We start from the raw sequence: 20,115 nt of genomic DNA, 5'->3' as shown, positions 1-20,115 counted from the left end.
AATATAAAGAGGTATACCCTATATGACACAAGGTACAGTAAAATGGTTTAACGAAGAAAAAGGATTAGGCTTGAGTTCTCAAGAAGATGGCGCAGATGTTTTTGCTCACTTTTCAGAAATCCAAACAGACGGTTTTAAATCGTTGGATGACGGCCAAAAAGTTAGCTTTAATATTGAGCAAGGTCAACGTGGCCTTCAAGCGACAAATATTACTAAAAACGCCTAATCACAAAAAGCTCAGATGCTTAGCATCTGAGCTTTTTTATTGCCGTAGCTAAAAAACACGTTATAATCAGCGTGCTTTGTGGTTTAAAAGGGATAGCCTTCTTAATTTAGGTTATTCAAGGAATACAGTATTCAAATTGCACAGGGAGGCGCTAAAGGTATCAGATGATCAAGAAGAATGTCGTTCGTAAACTAAAAGAGTTCTATAGGTGGATGCTTGTTGTGATATAATTTAGCGATGAGGCAGAGGTTTGAGCATCCAATCCATATGAGAGCGGATATCCTGCTTTTATTTTCTAAACTTGTAATAATATAATAATATTTATATAAAGTATAGTAAAATTGAAGTTTTTATAAAAACACTTGGTAAAATGTTCAAATTAATAAATTTTATGCTAAAATATTTATATAATAAAGTAGGAGGTGACTGTAATGTCAATGGAATTACTTGCTAATCATATTATTGCAGTTGCACAAGAACAAAATAAAGAAATAACAAATTTACAGTTACAAAAAGTAATGTATTTTGCTTTGAAACATGCACTTCAAAAAGATATTTTTTCTGATGAAGAACTACAAGAATTATACGATGAACCTTTTTTAGTGTGGACTTATGGTCCGGTAGTAAAATCGCAATATGAAAGATTCAAAAGATTTGGCTCATCTCCAATTCTAGGAACATATCATATTGAAAATAATTTAGTTAGGTTAAATTCTGAGATTATAGCAAGACTTAGCGAAAGTGCATCTAAGTTAGTAAAGGAAAGCCACAAGGTACCTTTTTGGCAAGAACATGAAAATGATATTGTTGGTTTCAGGAGCAATGTTGAGTACTCATTAGGAGATATTTAGTGATAAAAATTAATGATATAAAAAAAGCATCAGTACTGATTTTTCTGAAATATTAAATCAGTACGATGCTTTTTTAGAATTTTCAAAAGACAGTGATAAAGTACTAGATGAGATGTTTATAAAATGCGAGGTTCAAAAATTAATAGAGTTAATAAGAAAAAAAGATGTAAAGAGAGTTCCTTATGATTCTATAGCTACTAGAGTAATTGACTTTAATTCTAAATTTGAAGAATCTGAAGGGCTAGAAGAGAGTTTTAATTTTTTAATTAATCAAACAAACTCGGCACTCATTTCAATTATTAATGACTTATCATCGCGTAAGAAATCAGGAGATATTCATGACCCAACAACATCACCTCAATCTTATGAGGACTCCATAGTAGCTTTTTATAAGCTTTTTGAACACACAAAACTTGCAAATTCTCAATATCAATCTTTGTATCAAAAAACTGAAAATGAAGTCAACCAATTAAATGATAGCCTCAAATCGAGTGAAATAGAATTAACTAAATTAAAAAAAATCGTTACTGAACAGTCTGAAGAATCTAATGGAATATTAAAAAGCGCTTCAAAAGAATTAGATGAAATAAAGAAGACTAAAACATCGATATATACTGACTTCATTGCAATATTAGGAGTATTCTCTTCTTTTGTTTTTGTTATGTTCGGTGGATTTAATGCACTGTCAAAAATTATCGATACCCTAAGTAAAACAAACGTATCATTGACAAAAACTATCCTAGTATCTTCTATTTTATTTGGTTTTTTGACCACAGTTCTATATTCTTTACTATACTGGATATCATTGATTATCGATAAGCCAATATTTAATAATTCGTGTAATTGTAAAAATAAGCCTTGTACAGATTTTAAACACCTATTCATAAAACATAGATACTATTTAATAGTAATATCTACATGTTTAATTATTTGTTTCTTTTCAGTAATACTTGCTATACTCAAAATAAACTAAAAAGCACCTCTTACGGGTGCTAGTTTTGCCTGCTGAACTCATTAAAAATATGTTCACCTTAAATAACTTTTCTGGGTTGTCAAACATTTATTTGACAGCTTTTTTAGCACAAAAATTTGTGGACTTTTTTGTGATTTTGAAGGAAAATCTAAGGATAATTAAATTTATATAAACCCCTAGAAAAGCTGTTATATCAATAGTTAGATCGTTTTAAAACCATCTCAGTTTAGTTGAATTTTAGAATAGCGTATTTTTTCTTACCACGACGGATAACGGTTATTTGGTCTTCGAGTTTATCTTCAGCTGAAAGTTGGTAGTCTAAAGATTGAACACGCTCACCGTTGATATAGATGGCCCCATTTTGAACGTCTTCACGCGCTTGGCGTTTGGATGGTGAGATGCCTGCTGTGACTAAAATGTCAACGATATTAAGGTTGTCCTCTGGTTGCACTTGGTAATTAGGAACATTGCTAAGTCCTTGTTTGAGCTCGGTAACAGAGAGTTGTTTGATATTTCCAGCGAACAACTGCTCGGTGATGTTTAATGCTTGTTTGTAGACTTCTGGACCGTGTACCAAGGATACCACTTCGCGCGCCAATGTTTTTTGAGCCAGACGCTCATGTCGTGCTGCTTCAAATTGTGTTTCAATCTCAGCAATCTCATCTAGCGACAAGAAGGTGAAAATTTTCAGGAAGCGAACGGCATCATCATCCATGACGTTTAACCAAAATTGGTACATTTCATATGGAGAGGTTTTGTCAGCGTCTAGCCAAACCGCATTACCCTCGGATTTACCGAATTTTTTCCCAGTTGAATCTGTGATGAGGGGCACAGTCATGACGTGACCGGTTTTGTCAGCTTTTTTACGGAGCAATTCTGTTCCAGCGGTCATATTGCCCCACTGGTCTGAACCACCAATTTGTAGGGTAACGCCATGTTTATCGTTTAATTCGTAAAAATCATAGCCTTGCATGATTTGGTAAGCAAACTCAGTGTATGAAATTCCTGTTTCGATACGTTTTTTGACGGAGTCCTTGCTCATCATGTAGTTAACAGTGAAGTATTTGCCGACATCTCGTAAAAAGTCGATAAAGTTAATTTGGGAGAACCAATCATAGTTGTTGACAAGTTCAGCCTTGTTATCGCCATTTTCAAAATCGAGGAAATTTGACAACTGCCCTTTAATTTTAGTGCTCCACTCCACAACGGTTTCTTTGGTTTGTAGACTTCGTTCGGCATCTTTAAAAGATGGGTCACCGATAAGACCGGTAGCGCCGCCAACTAAAGCGTAAGGTTTGTGTCCAGCCAACTGCAAGCGACGAGAGGTTAAGATAGCAACCAAATGCCCGAGGTGTAGGCTGTCTGCTGTTGGATCATAGCCTGTATAATAAGATACTTGCCCTTCTGTTAGTGCTTTGACTAGGGCTTCTTCGTCGGTCGTTTGAAAGACCAAGCCACGAGCTTTGAGTTCTTCAAAAATATTCATAGGCTTTCTCCAATTCTTTATTGTTTCCGAACCATTATATCAAAATTATTCATGGCTGTGCAAGCTTTATCAAAGTTTGGTATAATGACTATTGAGGTAATTTATAGTGAAATGGAAAAAGAAACAAACTAAGAAAAGTAACTTGGGATTAGAGATTTTTGATTTAGGACCAATCGTGTTGCGCACGTTGAAATTAATGACAGATTTTTTTTACATTGTCATCTTTCTTTTTGGGGTAATGGGCGCTGGGATGGCTTTTGGCTATTTGGCGAGCCAAATAGACTCTGTTAAGGTACCTAGTAAAGATAATCTTGTCAAGCAAGTGGGATCTTTGACGATGATTTCTCAAATGACCTATTCTGATAAGAGTCTCATCACAACGCTTGATACGGACTTGCTTCGGACTCCAGTTGCCAAGGATGCTATTTCAGATAATATCAAAAAAGCTATTATCTCAACTGAAGACGAAAATTTTCAATCGCATCAAGGTATTGTGCCTAAGGCAGTTTTTCGAGCGACTTTGGCATCTGTTTTAGGATTTGGGGAGTCTAGTGGAGGTTCGACCTTGACACAGCAACTCCTTAAGCAACAAGTATTAGGGAATGCCCCTACGTTTAAGAGAAAATCAAAAGAGATTATTTATGCCCTGGCTCTAGAGCGCTATATGGCTAAGGATGATATTTTGTCACATTACCTCAATGTGTCTCCATTTGGGCGTAATAATAAAGGGCAAAACATCGCTGGGGTCGAAGAAGCAGCACGAGGGATTTTTGGTGTCTCTGCCAAGGATTTGACAGTGCCTCAGGCAGCATTTTTAGCAGGCTTGCCTCAGAGTCCAATCATTTACTCGCCGTATTCGTCCACGGGGCAACTCAAGTCTCAAGAAGACATGAGTTATGGCATTAAGCGTCAGCAAAATGTTCTCTATAATATGTATCGCTCGGGCATGCTGACAGAAAAAGATTATAACGATTACAAGGCTTATCCTATTTCTAAGGATTTTATCCAGCCAGAAAAGGTCACTGTCACAGCTCATGATTATCTGTACTATACGGTTTTGGCAGATGCGAAAAAAGCAATGTATACTTACTTGATTAAAAGAGATAAGGTATCTAGTAAAGACCTGAAAAACGACGATACTAAGGCTGCTTATGAAGAGCGAGCGCTCACAGAGCTTCAGCAAGGTGGCTACACCATTAAGACAACGATCAACAAGCCTATCTATGATGCCATGCAGCAGGCTGCAGCCCAATTTGGAGGCTTGCTAGATGATGGTACTGGAACGGTCCAGATGGGTAATGTCCTTACCGACAATGCGACAGGAGCTGTTTTGGGATTTATTGGGGGCAGGAATTACGCTCTCAATCAAAACAATCATGCTTTTGACACTGTTCGTTCACCCGGCTCTAGTATCAAGCCAATCATTGCCTATGGGCCTGCCATTGATCAGGGGTTAATGGGAAGTGCTAGTGTTTTGTCGAACTATCCAACGACTTACTCAAGTGGGCAAAAAATCATGCATAGTGACAGCGAAGGGACAGCCATGATGCCCTTACAGGAAGCTCTCGACACCTCTTGGAACATCCCTGCCTTTTGGACTCAAAAGCTGTTGCGTGAAAAAGGTGTTGATGTGGCTAGCTACATGTCTAAAATGGGCTATCGCATTGCAGATTATTCGATAGAGAGTTTACCACTTGGTGGTGGGATAGAGGTTTCGGTAGCTCAACAGACCAACGCCTATCAGATGATTGCTAATAACGGTCTCTACCATAAGCAACATGTGGTTGATAAGATTACGGCAAGTGATGGGACAGTTGTTTACCAACACGAGAACAAACCAGCGCGTGTTTTTTCAGCCCCTACGGCCACGATTTTGCAACAGTTGTTACGAGGACCGATTTCTTCTGGTGCCACAACAACCTTTAAAAAACGCCTAGCGGGTCTTAATCCAGGTTTAGCTAATGCAGACTGGATTGGTAAAACAGGGACGACCGAAAACTATTCAGACGTTTGGTTGGTGTTGGCGACACCGAAGCTTACCTTGGGAGGTTGGGCTGGTCATGATGATAACGCCTCTCTTGCGCCATTAACAGGCTATAACAACAATTCCAATTATTTGGCACATTTGGTCAATGCAATTAATACTGCAGCTCCAAATGCTTTTGGGCCAGGAGAGCGCTTCAAGTTAGCACCTGGCGTTATTAAATCAACTGTCCTCAAATCAACAGGGTTACAGCCTGGGACCGTTACTGTGAATGGTCGCTCTTTGTCACTTGGTGGTGAAACGACTAGTAGCCTTTGGGCTCAAAAAGGAGCAGGGCCAACCACTTACCGATATGCTATTGGTGGAACGGATTCAGATTATCAAAAAGCATGGTCATCAGTTAGTGTTCCTAAAAATTAACTTGCTTTTTGTTTTAAAATAGTGTATAATAGGGATAACTATTTGTCGTCCAATCTAGTTGAAATATTGTCCAACTAGGAAGAACAGCAGTTAAATCAAACTGATAAAGTCAGATTTAGCTGCTCTTTTTGTGCCTATTTTTAGGAAAACAATAGGTTGTAACCTATATTTAAAAGTTCTAAAAATTCACATCTGGGACAAATGATAACTTAGTTGTTGTTTGCTTAAAAAGCAACGCTTAAAAAGAAAAAGGAGCTAAAAACTTGGCAGGACATGAAGTTCGATACGGAAAACACCGTACACGTCGTAGCTTTTCAAGAATCAAAGAAGTTCTTGATTTACCAAACTTGATTGAAATTCAAACTGACTCATTCCAAGAGTTCTTAGATTCAGGTTTGAAAGAAGTATTTGAAGATGTACTTCCAATTTCAAACTTTACGGATACTATGGAGCTTGAGTTTGTTGGTTATGAGTTTAAAGAGCCAAAATATACTCTTGAAGAAGCTCGCATCCACGATGCAAGTTACTCTGCACCTATCTTTGTGACCTTCCGTTTGGTCAACAAAGAAACTGGTGAGATTAAAACACAAGAAGTCTTCTTTGGTGATTTCCCAATCATGACTGAAATGGGAACCTTTATCATCAATGGTGGTGAACGTATCATTGTTTCTCAGTTGGTCCGCTCTCCTGGTGTTTATTTCAATGATAAAATTGATAAAAACGGCAAGATTGGTTATGGGTCAACCGTTATTCCTAACCGTGGTGCATGGTTGGAGTTAGAAACTGATTCAAAAGATATTGCCTATACACGTATTGACCGTACGCGTAAGATTCCATTTACCACATTGGTTCGTGCACTTGGTTTTTCTGGAGATGATGAGATTGTTGACATCTTTGGTGAAAGCGACCTTGTTCGCAACACCATCGAAAAAGACATCCACAAAAACACGAGCGATTCTCGTACGGACGAAGCCTTGAAAGAAATCTACGAGCGCCTAAGACCAGGTGAGCCTAAAACAGCAGATAGCTCACGTAGTCTTTTGATTGCCCGCTTCTTTGATGCTCGCCGTTATGACTTGGCTGCAGTTGGTCGTTACAAGGTTAATAAAAAACTTAACATTAAGACACGCCTATTGAACCAAGTGATTGCTGAAAATCTGGTTGATGCTGAGACAGGTGAAATCCTCGTTGAAGCAGGAACAGAGATGACACGCAGCGTCATTGAATCAATCGAAGAGCACCTCGATGGTGATTTAAACAAATTTGTCTATACTCCAAACGATTATGCTGTTGTGACTGAGCCTGTGGTTTTACAAAAATTCAAGGTAGTGTCTCCAATTGATCCAGACCGTGTCGTGACAATCGTTGGTAATGGTAATCCTGATGATAAAGTCCGCGCGTTGACCCCAGCAGATATCCTAGCTGAGATGTCTTATTTCCTAAACCTTTCAGATGGTCTTGGAAAAGTAGATGATATTGACCACCTAGGTAACCGTCGTATCCGTGCGGTAGGGGAATTGCTAGCAAACCAATTCCGTATTGGTCTTGCGCGTATGGAGCGTAACGTTCGTGAGCGTATGTCTGTTCAAGACAACGACGTGTTGACACCACAACAAATTATCAACATCCGTCCTGTTACAGCTGCTGTCAAAGAATTCTTTGGTTCTTCACAGTTGTCACAGTTCATGGACCAACACAATCCCTTGTCTGAGTTGTCTCATAAACGCCGTTTATCAGCCTTAGGACCTGGTGGATTGACACGTGACCGTGCAGGATATGAAGTGCGTGACGTGCATTATACCCACTATGGTCGTATGTGTCCGATTGAAACGCCTGAAGGACCAAATATCGGACTTATCAATAACTTGTCATCATTTGGTCATTTGAACAAATATGGTTTCATTCAAACCCCTTACCGCAGGGTTGACCGGACAACAGGCAAGGTAACCAATGAAATTGTTTGGCTAACAGCCGATGAAGAAGATGAGTACACTGTTGCACAGGCAAATTCAAAACTAAATGATGATGGTAGCTTTGCTGACGAAATCGTTATGGGTCGTCATCAAGGGAATAACCAAGAGTTTGCTGCTAGTCTTGTTGACTTTGTGGACGTGTCTCCAAAACAGGTAGTTGCTGTTGCGACAGCATGTATTCCTTTCTTGGAAAACGATGACTCCAACCGTGCCCTCATGGGTGCCAACATGCAGCGTCAGGCTGTGCCGTTGATTGATCCAAAAGCACCATTTGTAGGAACTGGTATGGAATACCAGGCAGCCCACGATTCTGGAGCTGCGGTTATCGCGCAACATGGCGGAAAAGTTGTCTTTTCTGATGCTGAGAAGGTCGAAGTGCGTCGTGAAGACGGCTCATTAGATGTTTACAGCATTACTAAATTCCGTCGTTCAAACTCAGGAACAGCGTATAACCAACGTACTCTCGTTAAACTTGGAGATACGGTTGAAAAAGGTGATTTTATCGCCGATGGACCGTCTATGGAAAGTGGCGAGATGGCGCTTGGTCAAAACCCAATCGTTGCCTACATGACTTGGGAAGGGTATAACTTTGAGGACGCGGTTATCATGAGTGAGCGTCTGGTCAAAGAAGATGTTTATACCTCAGTTCATTTAGAGGAATTGGAATCAGAAACACGCGATACAAAGCTTGGCCCTGAAGAAATCACACGTGAAGTGCCAAACGTTAGCGAAGATGCTTTGAAAAACCTTGACGAGATGGGGATTATCCGCATCGGAGCTGAGGTCAAAGAAGGCGACATCCTTGTTGGTAAAGTCACACCAAAAGGTGAAAAAGACCTTTCTGCAGAAGAACGTCTTCTACATGCCATCTTTGGTGACAAGTCTCGTGAAGTACGTGACACTTCTCTTCGTGTGCCTCATGGTGGTGACGGAATTGTTCGTGATGTAAAAATCTTTACACGTGCAAACGGTGATGAGTTGCAATCTGGTGTTAACATGCTGGTGCGTGTTTACATCGCTCAAAAACGTAAAATCAAGGTCGGAGACAAAATGGCGGGACGTCACGGAAACAAAGGTGTCGTTTCACGTATTGTACCTGTCGAAGACATGCCATACCTTCCAGATGGTACACCAGTTGACATCATGTTGAACCCTCTTGGGGTGCCATCACGGATGAATATTGGACAAGTTATGGAGCTTCACTTAGGGATGGCAGCACGCAACCTAGGCATTCACATTGCAACACCAGTCTTTGATGGTGCTAGCGCAGAAGACCTTTGGGATACTGTGCGCGAAGCAGGCATGGACAGTGATGCTAAGACGGTCCTTTACGACGGACGTACTGGTGAGCCATTTGACAACCGTGTGTCAGTTGGGGTCATGTACATGATCAAACTTCACCACATGGTTGATGACAAGCTTCATGCGCGTTCTGTAGGACCATACTCACTAGTTACCCAACAGCCACTTGGAGGTAAAGCCCAATTTGGTGGACAACGTTTCGGTGAGATGGAGGTTTGGGCCCTTGAAGCTTATGGTGCAGCAAACGTTCTTCAAGAAATTTTGACTTACAAGTCAGATGATGTTAACGGACGTTTGAAGGCCTATGAGGCTATCACAAAAGGTAAGCCAATTCCAAAACCTGGTGTTCCAGAGTCGTTCCGAGTTCTCGTTAAAGAATTACAATCTCTAGGACTTGACATGCGAGTACTTGATGAAGATGACAACGAAGTGGAACTTCGTGATCTTGACGAAGGTGAAGATGATGATGTGATGCACGTTGACGATCTTGAAAAAGCGCGTGAAAAACAGGCTCAAGAAAGCAAAGACCTTGCTGAAACCCCTGAAGAAAAATAAGTTATCAACTCTTACTAAGCAATAATTTACTAGACTAGGGCAGGTATTGCCCTAGTGACTAGTAAAGTCATCAAAGGCAGAAAGGTAAAACTAGTGGTTGACGTAAATCGTTTTAAAAGTATGCAAATCACATTAGCCTCACCAAGTAAAGTCCGTTCATGGTCTTATGGTGAAGTTAAAAAACCTGAAACAATCAACTACCGTACATTAAAACCAGAACGTGATGGACTATTTGACGAAGTCATTTTTGGCCCAACGAAAGATTGGGAATGTGCGTGTGGCAAATATAAACGTATCCGTTACAAAGGTATTGTATGTGACCGCTGTGGTGTAGAAGTGACACGTGCCAAGGTTCGTCGTGAACGTATGGGGCATATCGAGCTAAAAGCACCTGTATCACATATCTGGTACTTTAAAGGAATCCCATCTCGTATGGGGCTAACCCTTGACATGAGTCCTCGTTCACTAGAAGAAGTGATTTATTTTGCGGCCTATGTGGTTATTGATCCTATGGACACACCACTAGAGCCAAAATCACTCTTGACAGAGCGTGAGTACCGCGAAAAAGTACAGGAATATGGACCTGGTTCATTCCTTGCTAAAATGGGTGCTGAGGCGATTCAAGACCTCTTGAAACGTGTGGACTTAACAACTGAAATTGCTGAACTCAAGGAAGAATTGAAGTCAGCTTCGGGTCAAAAACGTATCAAGGCTGTGCGTCGTTTGGACGTGCTTGATGCCTTCAAAAAATCTGGAAATAAACCAGAATGGATGGTTCTAAACATCCTTCCTGTTATTCCACCGGACTTGCGTCCGATGGTTCAATTGGATGGTGGGCGCTTTGCGGCGTCAGACTTGAATGACCTTTATCGTCGTGTGATTAACCGTAACAACCGTTTAGCGCGTCTTTTGGAATTGAATGCCCCAGGCATTATCGTTCAAAACGAAAAACGGATGCTTCAAGAAGCGGTTGACGCCTTGATTGATAATGGTCGTCGTGGTCGTCCGATTACCGGACCAGGTAGCCGTCCACTAAAATCTTTGAGCCACATGCTCAAAGGAAAACAAGGACGTTTCCGTCAAAACTTGCTCGGAAAACGTGTTGACTTTTCTGGTCGTTCAGTTATCGCTGTTGGACCAACTCTAAAAATGTATCAATGTGGTGTGCCACGTGAGATGGCTATCGAATTGTTCAAACCATTTGTGATGCGTGAGATTGTTGCGCGTGAATTTGCGGGCAACGTTAAAGCAGCTAAACGTATGGTAGAACGTGGTGATGAGCGCATCTGGGACATCCTAGAAGACGTTATCAAAGAACACCCAGTTCTTCTAAACCGAGCACCTACCCTTCACAGACTTGGTATTCAAGCATTTGAACCAGTTTTGATTGATGGTAAAGCACTGCGTCTTCACCCATTGGTGTGTGAGGCCTACAACGCCGACTTTGACGGTGACCAAATGGCTATCCACGTGCCACTTTCTGAAGAGGCCCAAGCAGAAGCACGTTTATTGATGCTTGCTGCAGAGCATATCCTTAACCCTAAAGATGGTAAACCAGTTGTTACCCCATCTCAGGACATGGTTTTGGGGAACTATTACCTAACCATGGAGGATGCTGGTCGCGAAGGCGAAGGCATGATTTTCAAGGATAAAGACGAGGCTGTGATGGCTTACCGTAATGGTTATGCCCACTTGCATAGTCGTGTTGGTATTGCTGTTGATAGCATGCCAGGCAAACCTTGGAAAGACAACCAAAAACATAAAATTATGGTTACAACGGTTGGTAAGATTTTGTTTAACGACATCATGCCAGAAGACCTACCATATCTCCAAGAGCCTAATAACCGTAACCTAACAGAAGGTACTCCAGATAAGTATTTCCTTGAGCCAGGACAAGATATCCAAGAAGTGATTAACACCTTGGAAATCAACGTACCGTTCAAGAAGAAAAACCTAGGAAACATCATTGCAGAAACCTTTAAACGTTTCCGCACAACAGAGACATCTGCTTTCCTAGACCGTTTGAAAGACCTTGGTTACTATCATTCAACACTTGCAGGATTGACTGTTGGTATCGCTGACATCCCAGTTATTGATAACAAGGTTGAAATCATCGAAGCGGCTCACCGTCGTGTAGAAGAAATCAACAAGGCTTTCCGTAGAGGTTTGATGACGGATGACGATCGCTATATCGCTGTAACAACAACATGGCGTGAAGCAAAAGAAGCCTTGGAAAAACGTCTGATTGAAACACAAGATCCGAAAAACCCAATCGTTATGATGATGGACTCAGGAGCTCGTGGTAACATCTCTAACTTCTCACAGCTTGCCGGTATGCGTGGTTTGATGGCTGCACCTAATGGACGCATCATGGAATTGCCTATCTTGTCAAACTTCCGAGAAGGTCTATCTGTTTTGGAAATGTTCTTCTCAACCCATGGTGCGCGTAAAGGGATGACCGATACAGCCCTTAAGACGGCTGACTCAGGTTACTTGACGCGTCGTTTGGTTGACGTAGCCCAAGACGTGATTATTCGTGAAGATGACTGTGGCACAGATCGTGGTCTATTAATCAGTGCAATCACAGATGGCAAAGAAGTTACTGAAACCCTCGAAGAACGTCTCCAAGGGCGTTACACACGTAAATCAGTCAAACACCCTGAGACGGGTGAAGTCATGATTGGTGCTGATCAATTGATTACTGAAGACATGGCTCGTAAGATTGTTGAAGCTGGTGTCGAAGAAGTTACCATTCGTTCAGTCTTTACCTGTGCGACACGTCACGGCGTTTGTCGTCACTGTTATGGTATCAACTTGGCAACAGGTGATGCTGTTGAGGTTGGTGAAGCAGTTGGTACTATCGCTGCTCAGTCTATCGGTGAGCCTGGTACACAGTTGACCATGCGTACCTTCCATACGGGTGGTGTGGCGTCAAATACCGACATTACTCAGGGTCTTCCACGTATCCAGGAAATCTTTGAAGCACGTAACCCTAAAGGGGAAGCAGTGATCACTGAGGTCAAAGGTCACGTGGTTGACATCGAAGAAGATGCCTCAACACGTACCAAGAAAGTCTATGTCCAAGGTAAAACAGGCATGGGTGAGTACGTGGTACCATTTACATCTCGTATGAAGGTTGAAATTGGCGAAGAAGTTAACCGTGGTGCATCATTGACCGAAGGATCTATTCAACCTAAGCGTCTTCTTGAAGTGCGTGATACCTTGTCTGTAGAAACTTACCTACTTGCAGAAGTACAAAAAGTTTACCGTAGCCAAGGGGTTGAAATCGGAGACAAACACGTTGAGGTAATGGTTCGCCAGATGCTTCGTAAGGTTCGTGTCATGGATCCAGGAGATACTGAGCTTCTACCAGGAACGCTTCTTGATATTGCAGACTTTACAGATGCAAATAAAGACATTGTTATCTCAGGCGGTATCCCTGCAACCTCTCGTCCAGTTCTTATGGGGATTACAAAAGCCTCACTTGAAACCAATTCATTCTTGTCAGCGGCATCCTTCCAGGAGACAACTCGTGTCCTTACTGATGCAGCTATCCGTGGTAAAAAAGACCATCTTCTTGGTCTTAAAGAGAATGTTATCATTGGTAAAATCATCCCAGCTGGTACTGGTATGGCTCGTTACCGTAACATTGAGCCACAATCTATTAATGAAGTGGAAATCATCGAAGAAACGACTGTTTCAGAAGAAACAAGCGTTGCAACAGAAGCAGAATAAACCCAAAAAAGGAACCTTCAGGGTTCCTTTTTTGGTGTCTTGATAAGGTTACTGGAGTTCTTTGTTTAAAAGGCTAGCGCCAGTTACGTCTTGTTGTGAGCAGATATTTTTTAAAATGCCTCTTATTCAGCTATAATATGCATAAGAGGGACGTAAGTATATGTATCAAGTGATAAAAATGTATGGTGACTGGGAGCCCTGGTGGTTCATTGATGGCTGGCAAGAAGATATTGTGCAAGAAGAGTCTTTCGATAATTGGCAGGAGGCCCTTACTTATTTTGAAGCTGAGTGGCAAAGCATGAAGGCGCTTTTTCCAAGCTATCATAGCCAGAGAAACTTTTTGGCAACTTTTTGGGAAAAAAAAGACACCAGATGGTGTGAAGATTGTGCTGAGGATTTGCAACAGTATCATTCTATTTTGCTATTAAAAGATAGAGATATTGTGCCAATCAGCAACTATATTGAAGAATTTGAGCAGCGAAACGATTCCCCACAAAGTCCTTACGTGTGTCGAATCAAATTATGATAGCTCAAAAAAGAATTGCAAACTTGTTTGCAATTCTTTTTTCTTTTGCGAATAATTTAGTTGAGGAGGTAAGGATGGTACAAGAGCTAGCAAAAACAATTATTAGACAAGCCTATGACCTAAACGCACAGGATATTTACATGCTGCCAAGAGATGGGGAGTACGAGCTTTTGTTGAGGGTTGGTGATGAAAGGAGACGGCTAGATGTCTGTGGGACTGATCGGATGGCTAACCTTATTAGTCACTTTAAATTTGTTGCAGGAATGACGGTCGGAGAAAAACGTCGCAGTCAACTGGGTTCTTGTGACTACCAGTTAGATGAGGACTTAAAAGTCTCCCTGCGGTTGTCAACGGTAGGAGACTATAGAGGACAAGAAAGCTTGGTGATCAGATTACTGCACAGTCAACAAAGCGTCCTGTCTTATTGGTTTGATGGGGATAAAAAAGTTAGAGAGGCTGTTGGTGGCAGGGGCTTGTATTTATTTTCTGGCCCTGTGGGTTCTGGTAAGACGACGTTGATGCATCAGTTGATTGCTGACACCTTTAAAGAGTTACAAGTGATTAGCATAGAAGATCCTGTCGAGATAAAAAATAACCAATTGTTACAGCTACAGGTTAACGAAAGTATTGGCATGACCTATGACAATTTGATTAAGCTATCTTTGCGTCATCGGCCAGATATTCTAATCATTGGTGAAATACGAGACGCACAGACGGCAAGAGCCGTGATTAGAGCTAGCCTAACAGGAGCTATGGTCTTTTCAACGATTCATGCAAAGAGTATCCCAGGGGTTTATGCCAGGTTATTGGAGCTTGGTGTTACCAGAGCTGAACTCGAAAACAGCCTGGGATTAGTAGCTTATCAACGGTTTATTAATGGAGGAGTGTTAATTGATTATGCCGAAAAAGACTTTGACAAGCACCGTCCAGACCAGTGGAATCAGCAAATTGATTGCCTTTTTGCACAAGGACATCTCCTTGAAGAACAAGCAAGGCTTGAAAAAATTAACCAGTAAACAACAAGAAAAAATCATTCAACTCTTGTATAACCTCTTAACAACAGGGTTTAGTTTACCAGAAGTCATTGCTTTTTTAAAAAAGAGTCAGCTGATAGCTCTTCCTTATGTCCATCAAATGGAAGCAAACCTCATCAAAGGCAATGGCCTGGCAGACATGTTAGAGGAGTTGGGCTACTCAGACGCCATTATCACTCAAATCAATCTGGCAGACAGGCATGGGAATATCAAACTGACACTGGAAAAAATCCAAGACTACCTTATCCAATTGAGCCGTTTGAAGAAAAAAACCATTGAGGTGATTTCTTACCCAATTGTTTTGATGGGGTTTTTACTTGTAATTATGTTTGGATTGAGGCATTATTTAATCCCGCACATTGAGCATCAAAATGCTTTGACCTACTTGTTGCTTTATTTTCCATCCCTTTTTATGGGGAGTGGGGTGGTTCTAATGCTTTTAGTGGCGCTCTGTTATTGGCGCTGTCAGTTACAGAGCAGGTTGGTGTTGATGAGTCGCTTGAGTCGTTTACCTGTGCTAGGCAAGTTGTTAAAACAATACCTTACAGCCTATTATGCTAGAGAATGGGGCAATTTAATTGGTCAAGGTTTGGAGCTCAATACGATTTTAGAAGTGATGGCCACTGAAAAATCACAGCTGATGCAGGAATTGGCTCATGACATGACAGCAGGCTTGTTATCAGGGCAATCCTTTCACCAAAAGGTCGCCAGTTACCCTTTTTTTTAAAAAGAACTGAGTCTGATGATTGAATATGGGGAAATCAAGTCCAAACTGGGTCGTGAACTAGATATTTATGCACAAGAAAGTTGGGATTTGTTTTTTAGCCAATTATACCAAGCCACTCAACTGATTCAACCACTGGTTTTTCTGCTAGTTGCTGTTATTATTGTGATTATTTATGCGGCTATTTTATTGCCGATTTACCAAAATATGGGAGGAGTTTTTTAAATGCGTATTATCCGATACTCGATGGTCAAAAAGCAAATGGTTGGGGCATTTACAATGCTAGAAATGTTAATGGTTTTGCTTATTATTAGTGTTTTGATGCTCTTATTTGTGCCAAATTTGAGCAAGCAAAAAGACAAGGTCACAGAAACAGGAAATGCGGCTGTTACAAAAGTCGTTGAAAACCAAGCAGAGATTTATGAAATGTCTCAAGGCACCAAGCCAACCCTGAGTCAATTGGTGGCGAGTGGCAGTATCACTGACAAGCAAAAACAAGCTTATAAAGATTACTACGCAAAACATGAAAAAGGCAGCCAAGCACTTGCGGATTAGTGCCTTTACCGTTTTAGAAAGTTTAGTGACCCTATCTGTGGCGAGCTTTCTGCTGATTGCCTTATCATTCCCCGTTATGGACACTTATGCCAGGATTGAGGAGCACCTTTTTTTCATCCAATTTGAGCAAACTTATCGCCACCATCAAAAACTGTCGGTCTTGCGACAAGAAGAAAATATTATTAGCCTGAAAGCGGACGCCATTGTGGCAAAGGAAAAAGTGCTTGCTATTCCTCAAAACATCACCTTGCAGACGGTTCAGAATTTGGTGATTGATCAAAAAGGGGGAAATCACTCGTTGGCTAAAATCATCTTTAACTGCCGAGAACGGCAAATCACATATCAATTTTATTTAGGAAATGGAAATTATCAAAAAACAAGTAAACGCCTATATCGCCCTTGACAGTTTGATTGCTATGGGACTAGTGGTTACCTTGGCAACCTTGATTTTAGCGGCATTTAGCCACACTCAGCAAGAGTTCAAACGCTGCCGCCACCAACAAGAAGTCCTGAACAGTGCTCTCATGGCCATGCAAACTCAACAAGAACGGCTAGATATTAACGGCTGCCAGATTCGATTGGTATCATATCAAAAGGAAATTCAGATCAGTGACAATAATCACCGCGTGCTTACGCTTAAAAAAGACTAAGGTACAGGCATTTACACTTATGGAGTGTCTGTTGTCCTTACTTATTATTTCAGGAACCATGCTCGTCTATCAAGGACTGACGCAAAGTTTGGTATCGCACAGCCATTATCTCGCTCGAAATGACCAAGACAACTGGCTGTTATTTTCTCAGCAACTACGAGAGGAACTAAGAGGCGCTAGCTTTCAAAAAGTTGAAGGCAATAGGCTTTACATCAAAAAACAAAAACAACTATTGTCTTTGGGACAATTTAAGAGCCATGATTTTCGCAAATCATCAGGGACGGGGCGTGGTTATCAGCCCATGCTGTTTGGTTTATCGCATAGCCACATTGAGGCTAAGGAAAACCGTGTGACCATAACCTTAATCTGGAAAAGTGGTTTGGAAAGGACTTTTTCGTATGCGTTTCAAGAAAACCGTTAAAGCAAGTATTCTTCCTTATGCTTTGTTCATGGCTTCTGCGTTTTTACTCTTGTTGCAGGTTTATTTGGACCAGGTCAGCAATCACTATAGGGAATATCAAGCCCAGTCAGATGCTTTAAAGGCTCAGCTAATGGCTGAGATGATTTATCAAGAGCGACCTCAAACAAGCGGAGCAGCGACCTTTAATCATGGGAAGGCTCAGTATCAGCTCAAAGAAAAAGACCTAGTGGTGACTGTTACGCTAAACAAGCAACAACAGTATCGTTTTCAGTACACCAAAGCCAGTGAGCCAGCAGCTTTACCAAGTGAGGATTACTAGTGCCTCTTCTTTCTATTTCTGCCTTATTTTGTTATGATAGAGGTATGAATTTTGAAAAGATTGAACAAGCTTATGAGCTTATTTTAGAAAATAGTCAGCTGATTGAAAATGATTTAAAAACTCATATTTATGACGCTTTAATTGAGCAAAACTCCTTTTACCTAGGCGCCGAAGGGGCAAGCCCCAAGGTGGTTGAAAACAACAAAATCCTGGCATCACTGAAACTCACCAAAGAAGAGTGGCGCAGGGCCTACCAGTTTGTTTTTATCAAGGCGAGTCAAACAGCTCCTCTACAGGCTAATCATCAATTTACGCCAGATGCTATTGGTTTTATCATCCTCTATATATTGGAGGCCTTGGTTGATAAAGACAGCGTCGAGCTGCTTGAGATTGGTAGTGGTACGGGAAACTTGGCACAAACCTTGTTGAACAATACAACTAAAAGCATTGACTATCTCGGGTTGGAGCTAGATGATTTGTTAATTGATTTGTCAGCTAGCATCGCAGAGGTCATGGACTCTGGCGCTCGCTTTATCCAAGAAGACGCTGTCAGACCGCAAATTTTAAAAGAGAGCGATGTGATTGTGAGTGACTTGCCAGTTGGCTTTTACCCTAATGACACCATTGCAAAACGCTACCAAGTCGCCAGTCAAACAGAGCATACTTACGCTCACCACTTATTGATGGAACAGTCTTTAAAATACCTCAAAACTGATGGGGTCGCTATCTTTTTAGTTCCTGTCAATCTTTTGACGAGCCCGCAGAGCCAACTGCTAAAAGACTGGCTTAAAGGTTATGCTCAGGTGGCGGCATTAGTCACCTTGCCAGAGACGGTATTTGGAAATCCAGCTAATGCCAAATCCATTATGATACTGAAAAAACAAACAACCAAACCGATTGAAACCTTTGTCTATCCGATGACGGACTTGAAATCTGCAGATGTTTTGCGCCATTTTATAGAAAATTTCAAAAACTGGATAGTTGATAATGCCATTTAGATTTTTTTTTGATATAATAAAATAGCGTCGTAGAAAACGATTTCAAGAGAGGTAAAACATGTCAAAAACAATTGCAATTAATGCAGGAAGCTCTAGTTTAAAATGGCAATTATATCAAATGCCAGAAGAAGAAGTGCTCGCTCAAGGGATTGTTGAGCGTATTGGTCTTAACGATTCAATTGCGACAGTTAAGTATAACGGCAACAAGCAAGAGCAAATTCTTGATATTCCAAATCATACAGAAGCTGTTAAAATGTTGCTAAATGATCTGCTTCATTTGGGGATCATTTCATCTTACGACGAAATTACGGGAGTGGGTCACCGTATCGTTGCAGGTGGAGAGCATTTTAAAGAATCAGTAGTTGTTGATGATCAGGTCTTAAAGCAAGTCGAAGAGCTCTCAGCACTAGCACCTCTACACAATCCAGCAGGAGCTGCAGGAATCCGTGCTTTCCGTGAGATTTTACCAGATGTGACTAGCGTCTGTGTCTTTGACACATCTTTCCACACAAGCATGCCAAAACATGCCTACCTGTATCCAATTGCTCAAAAATATTACACAGAGCATAAAGTTCGTAAATATGGGGCACATGGAACAAGTCATAAGTATGTGGGACAAGAAGCTGCAAAAATGCTAGGTCGTCCATTAGAAGAGTTAAAACTGGTTACAGCGCATATTGGTAACGGTGTTTCAATCACTGCTAACCGTTATGGTCAATCTGTTGATACTTCTATGGGATTCACACCACTAGCAGGTCCTATGATGGGAACACGCTCTGGAGATATCGATCCAGCAATCATTCCTTACCTTATCGAGCAAGATCCTGAATTAAAAGATGCAGCAGACGTGGTTAACATGTTGAACAAAAAATCAGGTCTAGGTGGTGTGTCAGGCATCTCAAGCGATATGCGTGACATCGAAGCAGGCTTAGAAGCTAACAACCCTGATGCTATCTTAGCATACGATATTTTCATCGATCGTATCAAAAAATTCATCGGTCAATACTTTGCTGTTTTAAACGGAGCAGACGCTTTGGTCTTCACAGCAGGTATGGGTGAAAATGCACCATTGATGCGTAAAGATGTTGTCGAAGGCTTGTCATGGTTTGGCATGAAGATTGATCCAGAAAAAAATGTTTTTGGCTACCGTGGCGATATTGCAGCGGCAGATTCTAAGGTTAGAATCTTAGTTATTTCTACTGATGAAGAACTTTGCATCGCGCGTGATGTTGAACGTTTAAAAAATAGCTAATCGTAACAAAATCTAAAAAGTCAAAAGGCTTAGCCGTCTTCAAGCATATTTGCAAAAAGTCAGCTAAGCTTTTTTCTATGGTTACAAGCATTTATCAAAGGGGTATTGACAAAAAACGTAAAGTAAACTAT

Annotated in this window: 16 protein-coding genes and 1 pseudogene; 16 read left to right on the top strand and 1 reads right to left on the bottom strand. The window is 41.1% G+C overall.

The features are described 5' to 3' along the window. Nucleotides 1-22: 22 nt before the first annotated feature. From AKK44_RS07300 to AKK44_RS07290, 3 genes are all read left to right on the top strand, one after another. The gene (locus AKK44_RS07300) at nt 23-226 is read left to right on the top strand and encodes a cold-shock protein (RefSeq protein WP_054279137.1); all 204 of its coding nucleotides are present in this window, start codon (nt 23-25) and stop codon (nt 224-226) included. 431 nt (nt 227-657) lie between these two features. Beyond that, entirely contained in the window at nt 658-1,077 is a 420-nt protein-coding gene (locus AKK44_RS07295; RefSeq protein ID WP_054279136.1) for a Panacea domain-containing protein, read from the top strand. 112 nt (nt 1,078-1,189) lie between these two features. Then, complete coding sequence (locus AKK44_RS07290) at nt 1,190-2,050, top strand: hypothetical protein (RefSeq protein ID WP_236686670.1); 861 nt, start codon at nt 1,190-1,192, stop codon at nt 2,048-2,050. 226 nt (nt 2,051-2,276) lie between these two features. Here AKK44_RS07290 and tyrS read toward each other — a convergent pair whose 3' ends face one another. Then, nucleotides 2,277-3,536 (bottom strand): tyrosine--tRNA ligase, encoded by a 1,260-nt coding sequence (tyrS, locus tag AKK44_RS07285; protein WP_054279135.1) that lies wholly within the window; start codon nt 3,534-3,536, stop codon nt 2,277-2,279. 103 nt (nt 3,537-3,639) lie between these two features. On the opposite strand from tyrS, the gene pbp1b reads away from it, so the two are divergent. The 13 genes and pseudogenes from pbp1b (at nt 3,640) to AKK44_RS07220 (ending at nt 19,984) form a co-directional block, all read left to right on the top strand. After that, nucleotides 3,640-5,940, top strand: coding sequence for a penicillin-binding protein PBP1B (pbp1b, locus tag AKK44_RS07280; RefSeq protein ID WP_054279134.1), 2,301 nt, complete (start codon nt 3,640-3,642; stop codon nt 5,938-5,940). A 263-nt stretch (nt 5,941-6,203) separates the two neighbouring features. Continuing rightward, complete coding sequence (gene rpoB / locus AKK44_RS07275) at nt 6,204-9,770, top strand: DNA-directed RNA polymerase subunit beta (RefSeq protein ID WP_054279133.1); 3,567 nt, start codon at nt 6,204-6,206, stop codon at nt 9,768-9,770. Between the two features lie 93 nt (nt 9,771-9,863). Beyond that, nucleotides 9,864-13,505 carry a DNA-directed RNA polymerase subunit beta' gene (rpoC, locus tag AKK44_RS07270; RefSeq protein ID WP_054279132.1) on the top strand — a complete coding sequence of 1,214 codons (3,642 nt, stop codon included), beginning with the start codon at nt 9,864-9,866 and terminating at the stop codon, nt 13,503-13,505. Nucleotides 13,506-13,665: 160 nt separating this feature from the next. After that, nucleotides 13,666-14,031 (top strand): DUF1033 family protein, encoded by a 366-nt coding sequence (locus AKK44_RS07265; RefSeq protein WP_054279131.1) that lies wholly within the window; start codon nt 13,666-13,668, stop codon nt 14,029-14,031. 74 nt (nt 14,032-14,105) lie between these two features. Continuing rightward, on the top strand, nt 14,106-15,047 hold the full coding sequence (gene comGA / locus AKK44_RS07260; protein WP_054279130.1) for a competence type IV pilus ATPase ComGA: 942 nt from the start codon (nt 14,106-14,108) through the stop codon (nt 15,045-15,047). After that, nucleotides 14,929-16,014 (top strand): annotated as a pseudogene (gene comGB, locus AKK44_RS07255) (competence type IV pilus assembly protein ComGB). Before comGA ends, comGB begins: the two are co-directional and overlap by 119 nt. Beyond that, nucleotides 16,015-16,344: a competence type IV pilus major pilin ComGC gene (gene comGC, locus AKK44_RS07250; protein WP_054279129.1), complete on the top strand. Its 330-nt coding sequence runs from the start codon at nt 16,015-16,017 to the stop codon at nt 16,342-16,344. After that, the gene (gene comGD / locus AKK44_RS07245) at nt 16,313-16,747 is read left to right on the top strand and encodes a competence type IV pilus minor pilin ComGD (RefSeq protein ID WP_054279128.1); all 435 of its coding nucleotides are present in this window, start codon (nt 16,313-16,315) and stop codon (nt 16,745-16,747) included. The genes comGC and comGD overlap by 32 nt, the downstream gene beginning before the upstream one ends. Then, nucleotides 16,704-16,994 carry a competence type IV pilus minor pilin ComGE gene (gene comGE / locus AKK44_RS07240; protein WP_054279127.1) on the top strand — a complete coding sequence of 97 codons (291 nt, stop codon included), beginning with the start codon at nt 16,704-16,706 and terminating at the stop codon, nt 16,992-16,994. The genes comGD and comGE overlap by 44 nt, the downstream gene beginning before the upstream one ends. A 19-nt stretch (nt 16,995-17,013) precedes the next feature. Next, a complete protein-coding gene (comGF, locus tag AKK44_RS07235; protein ID WP_054279126.1) occupies nt 17,014-17,415 on the top strand; it encodes a competence type IV pilus minor pilin ComGF in 402 nt (133 codons plus the stop codon). Next, a complete protein-coding gene (gene comGG, locus AKK44_RS07230; RefSeq protein WP_054279125.1) occupies nt 17,393-17,734 on the top strand; it encodes a competence type IV pilus minor pilin ComGG in 342 nt (113 codons plus the stop codon). Before comGF ends, comGG begins: the two co-directional genes overlap by 23 nt. Nucleotides 17,735-17,778: 44 nt before the next feature. Beyond that, nucleotides 17,779-18,732, top strand: a complete 954-nt coding sequence (locus AKK44_RS07225; protein WP_054279138.1) for a class I SAM-dependent methyltransferase — start codon at nt 17,779-17,781, stop codon at nt 18,730-18,732. 58 nt (nt 18,733-18,790) lie between these two features. Further along, entirely contained in the window at nt 18,791-19,984 is a 1,194-nt protein-coding gene (locus AKK44_RS07220; protein ID WP_037595394.1) for an acetate kinase, read from the top strand. The last annotated feature ends 131 nt before the right edge of the window (nt 19,985-20,115 follow it).

Source organism: Streptococcus phocae (assembly GCF_001302265.1).
GTDB lineage: Bacteria > Bacillota > Bacilli > Lactobacillales > Streptococcaceae > Streptococcus > Streptococcus phocae.
This window is presented reverse-complemented; position numbering and strand designations above follow the sequence as displayed.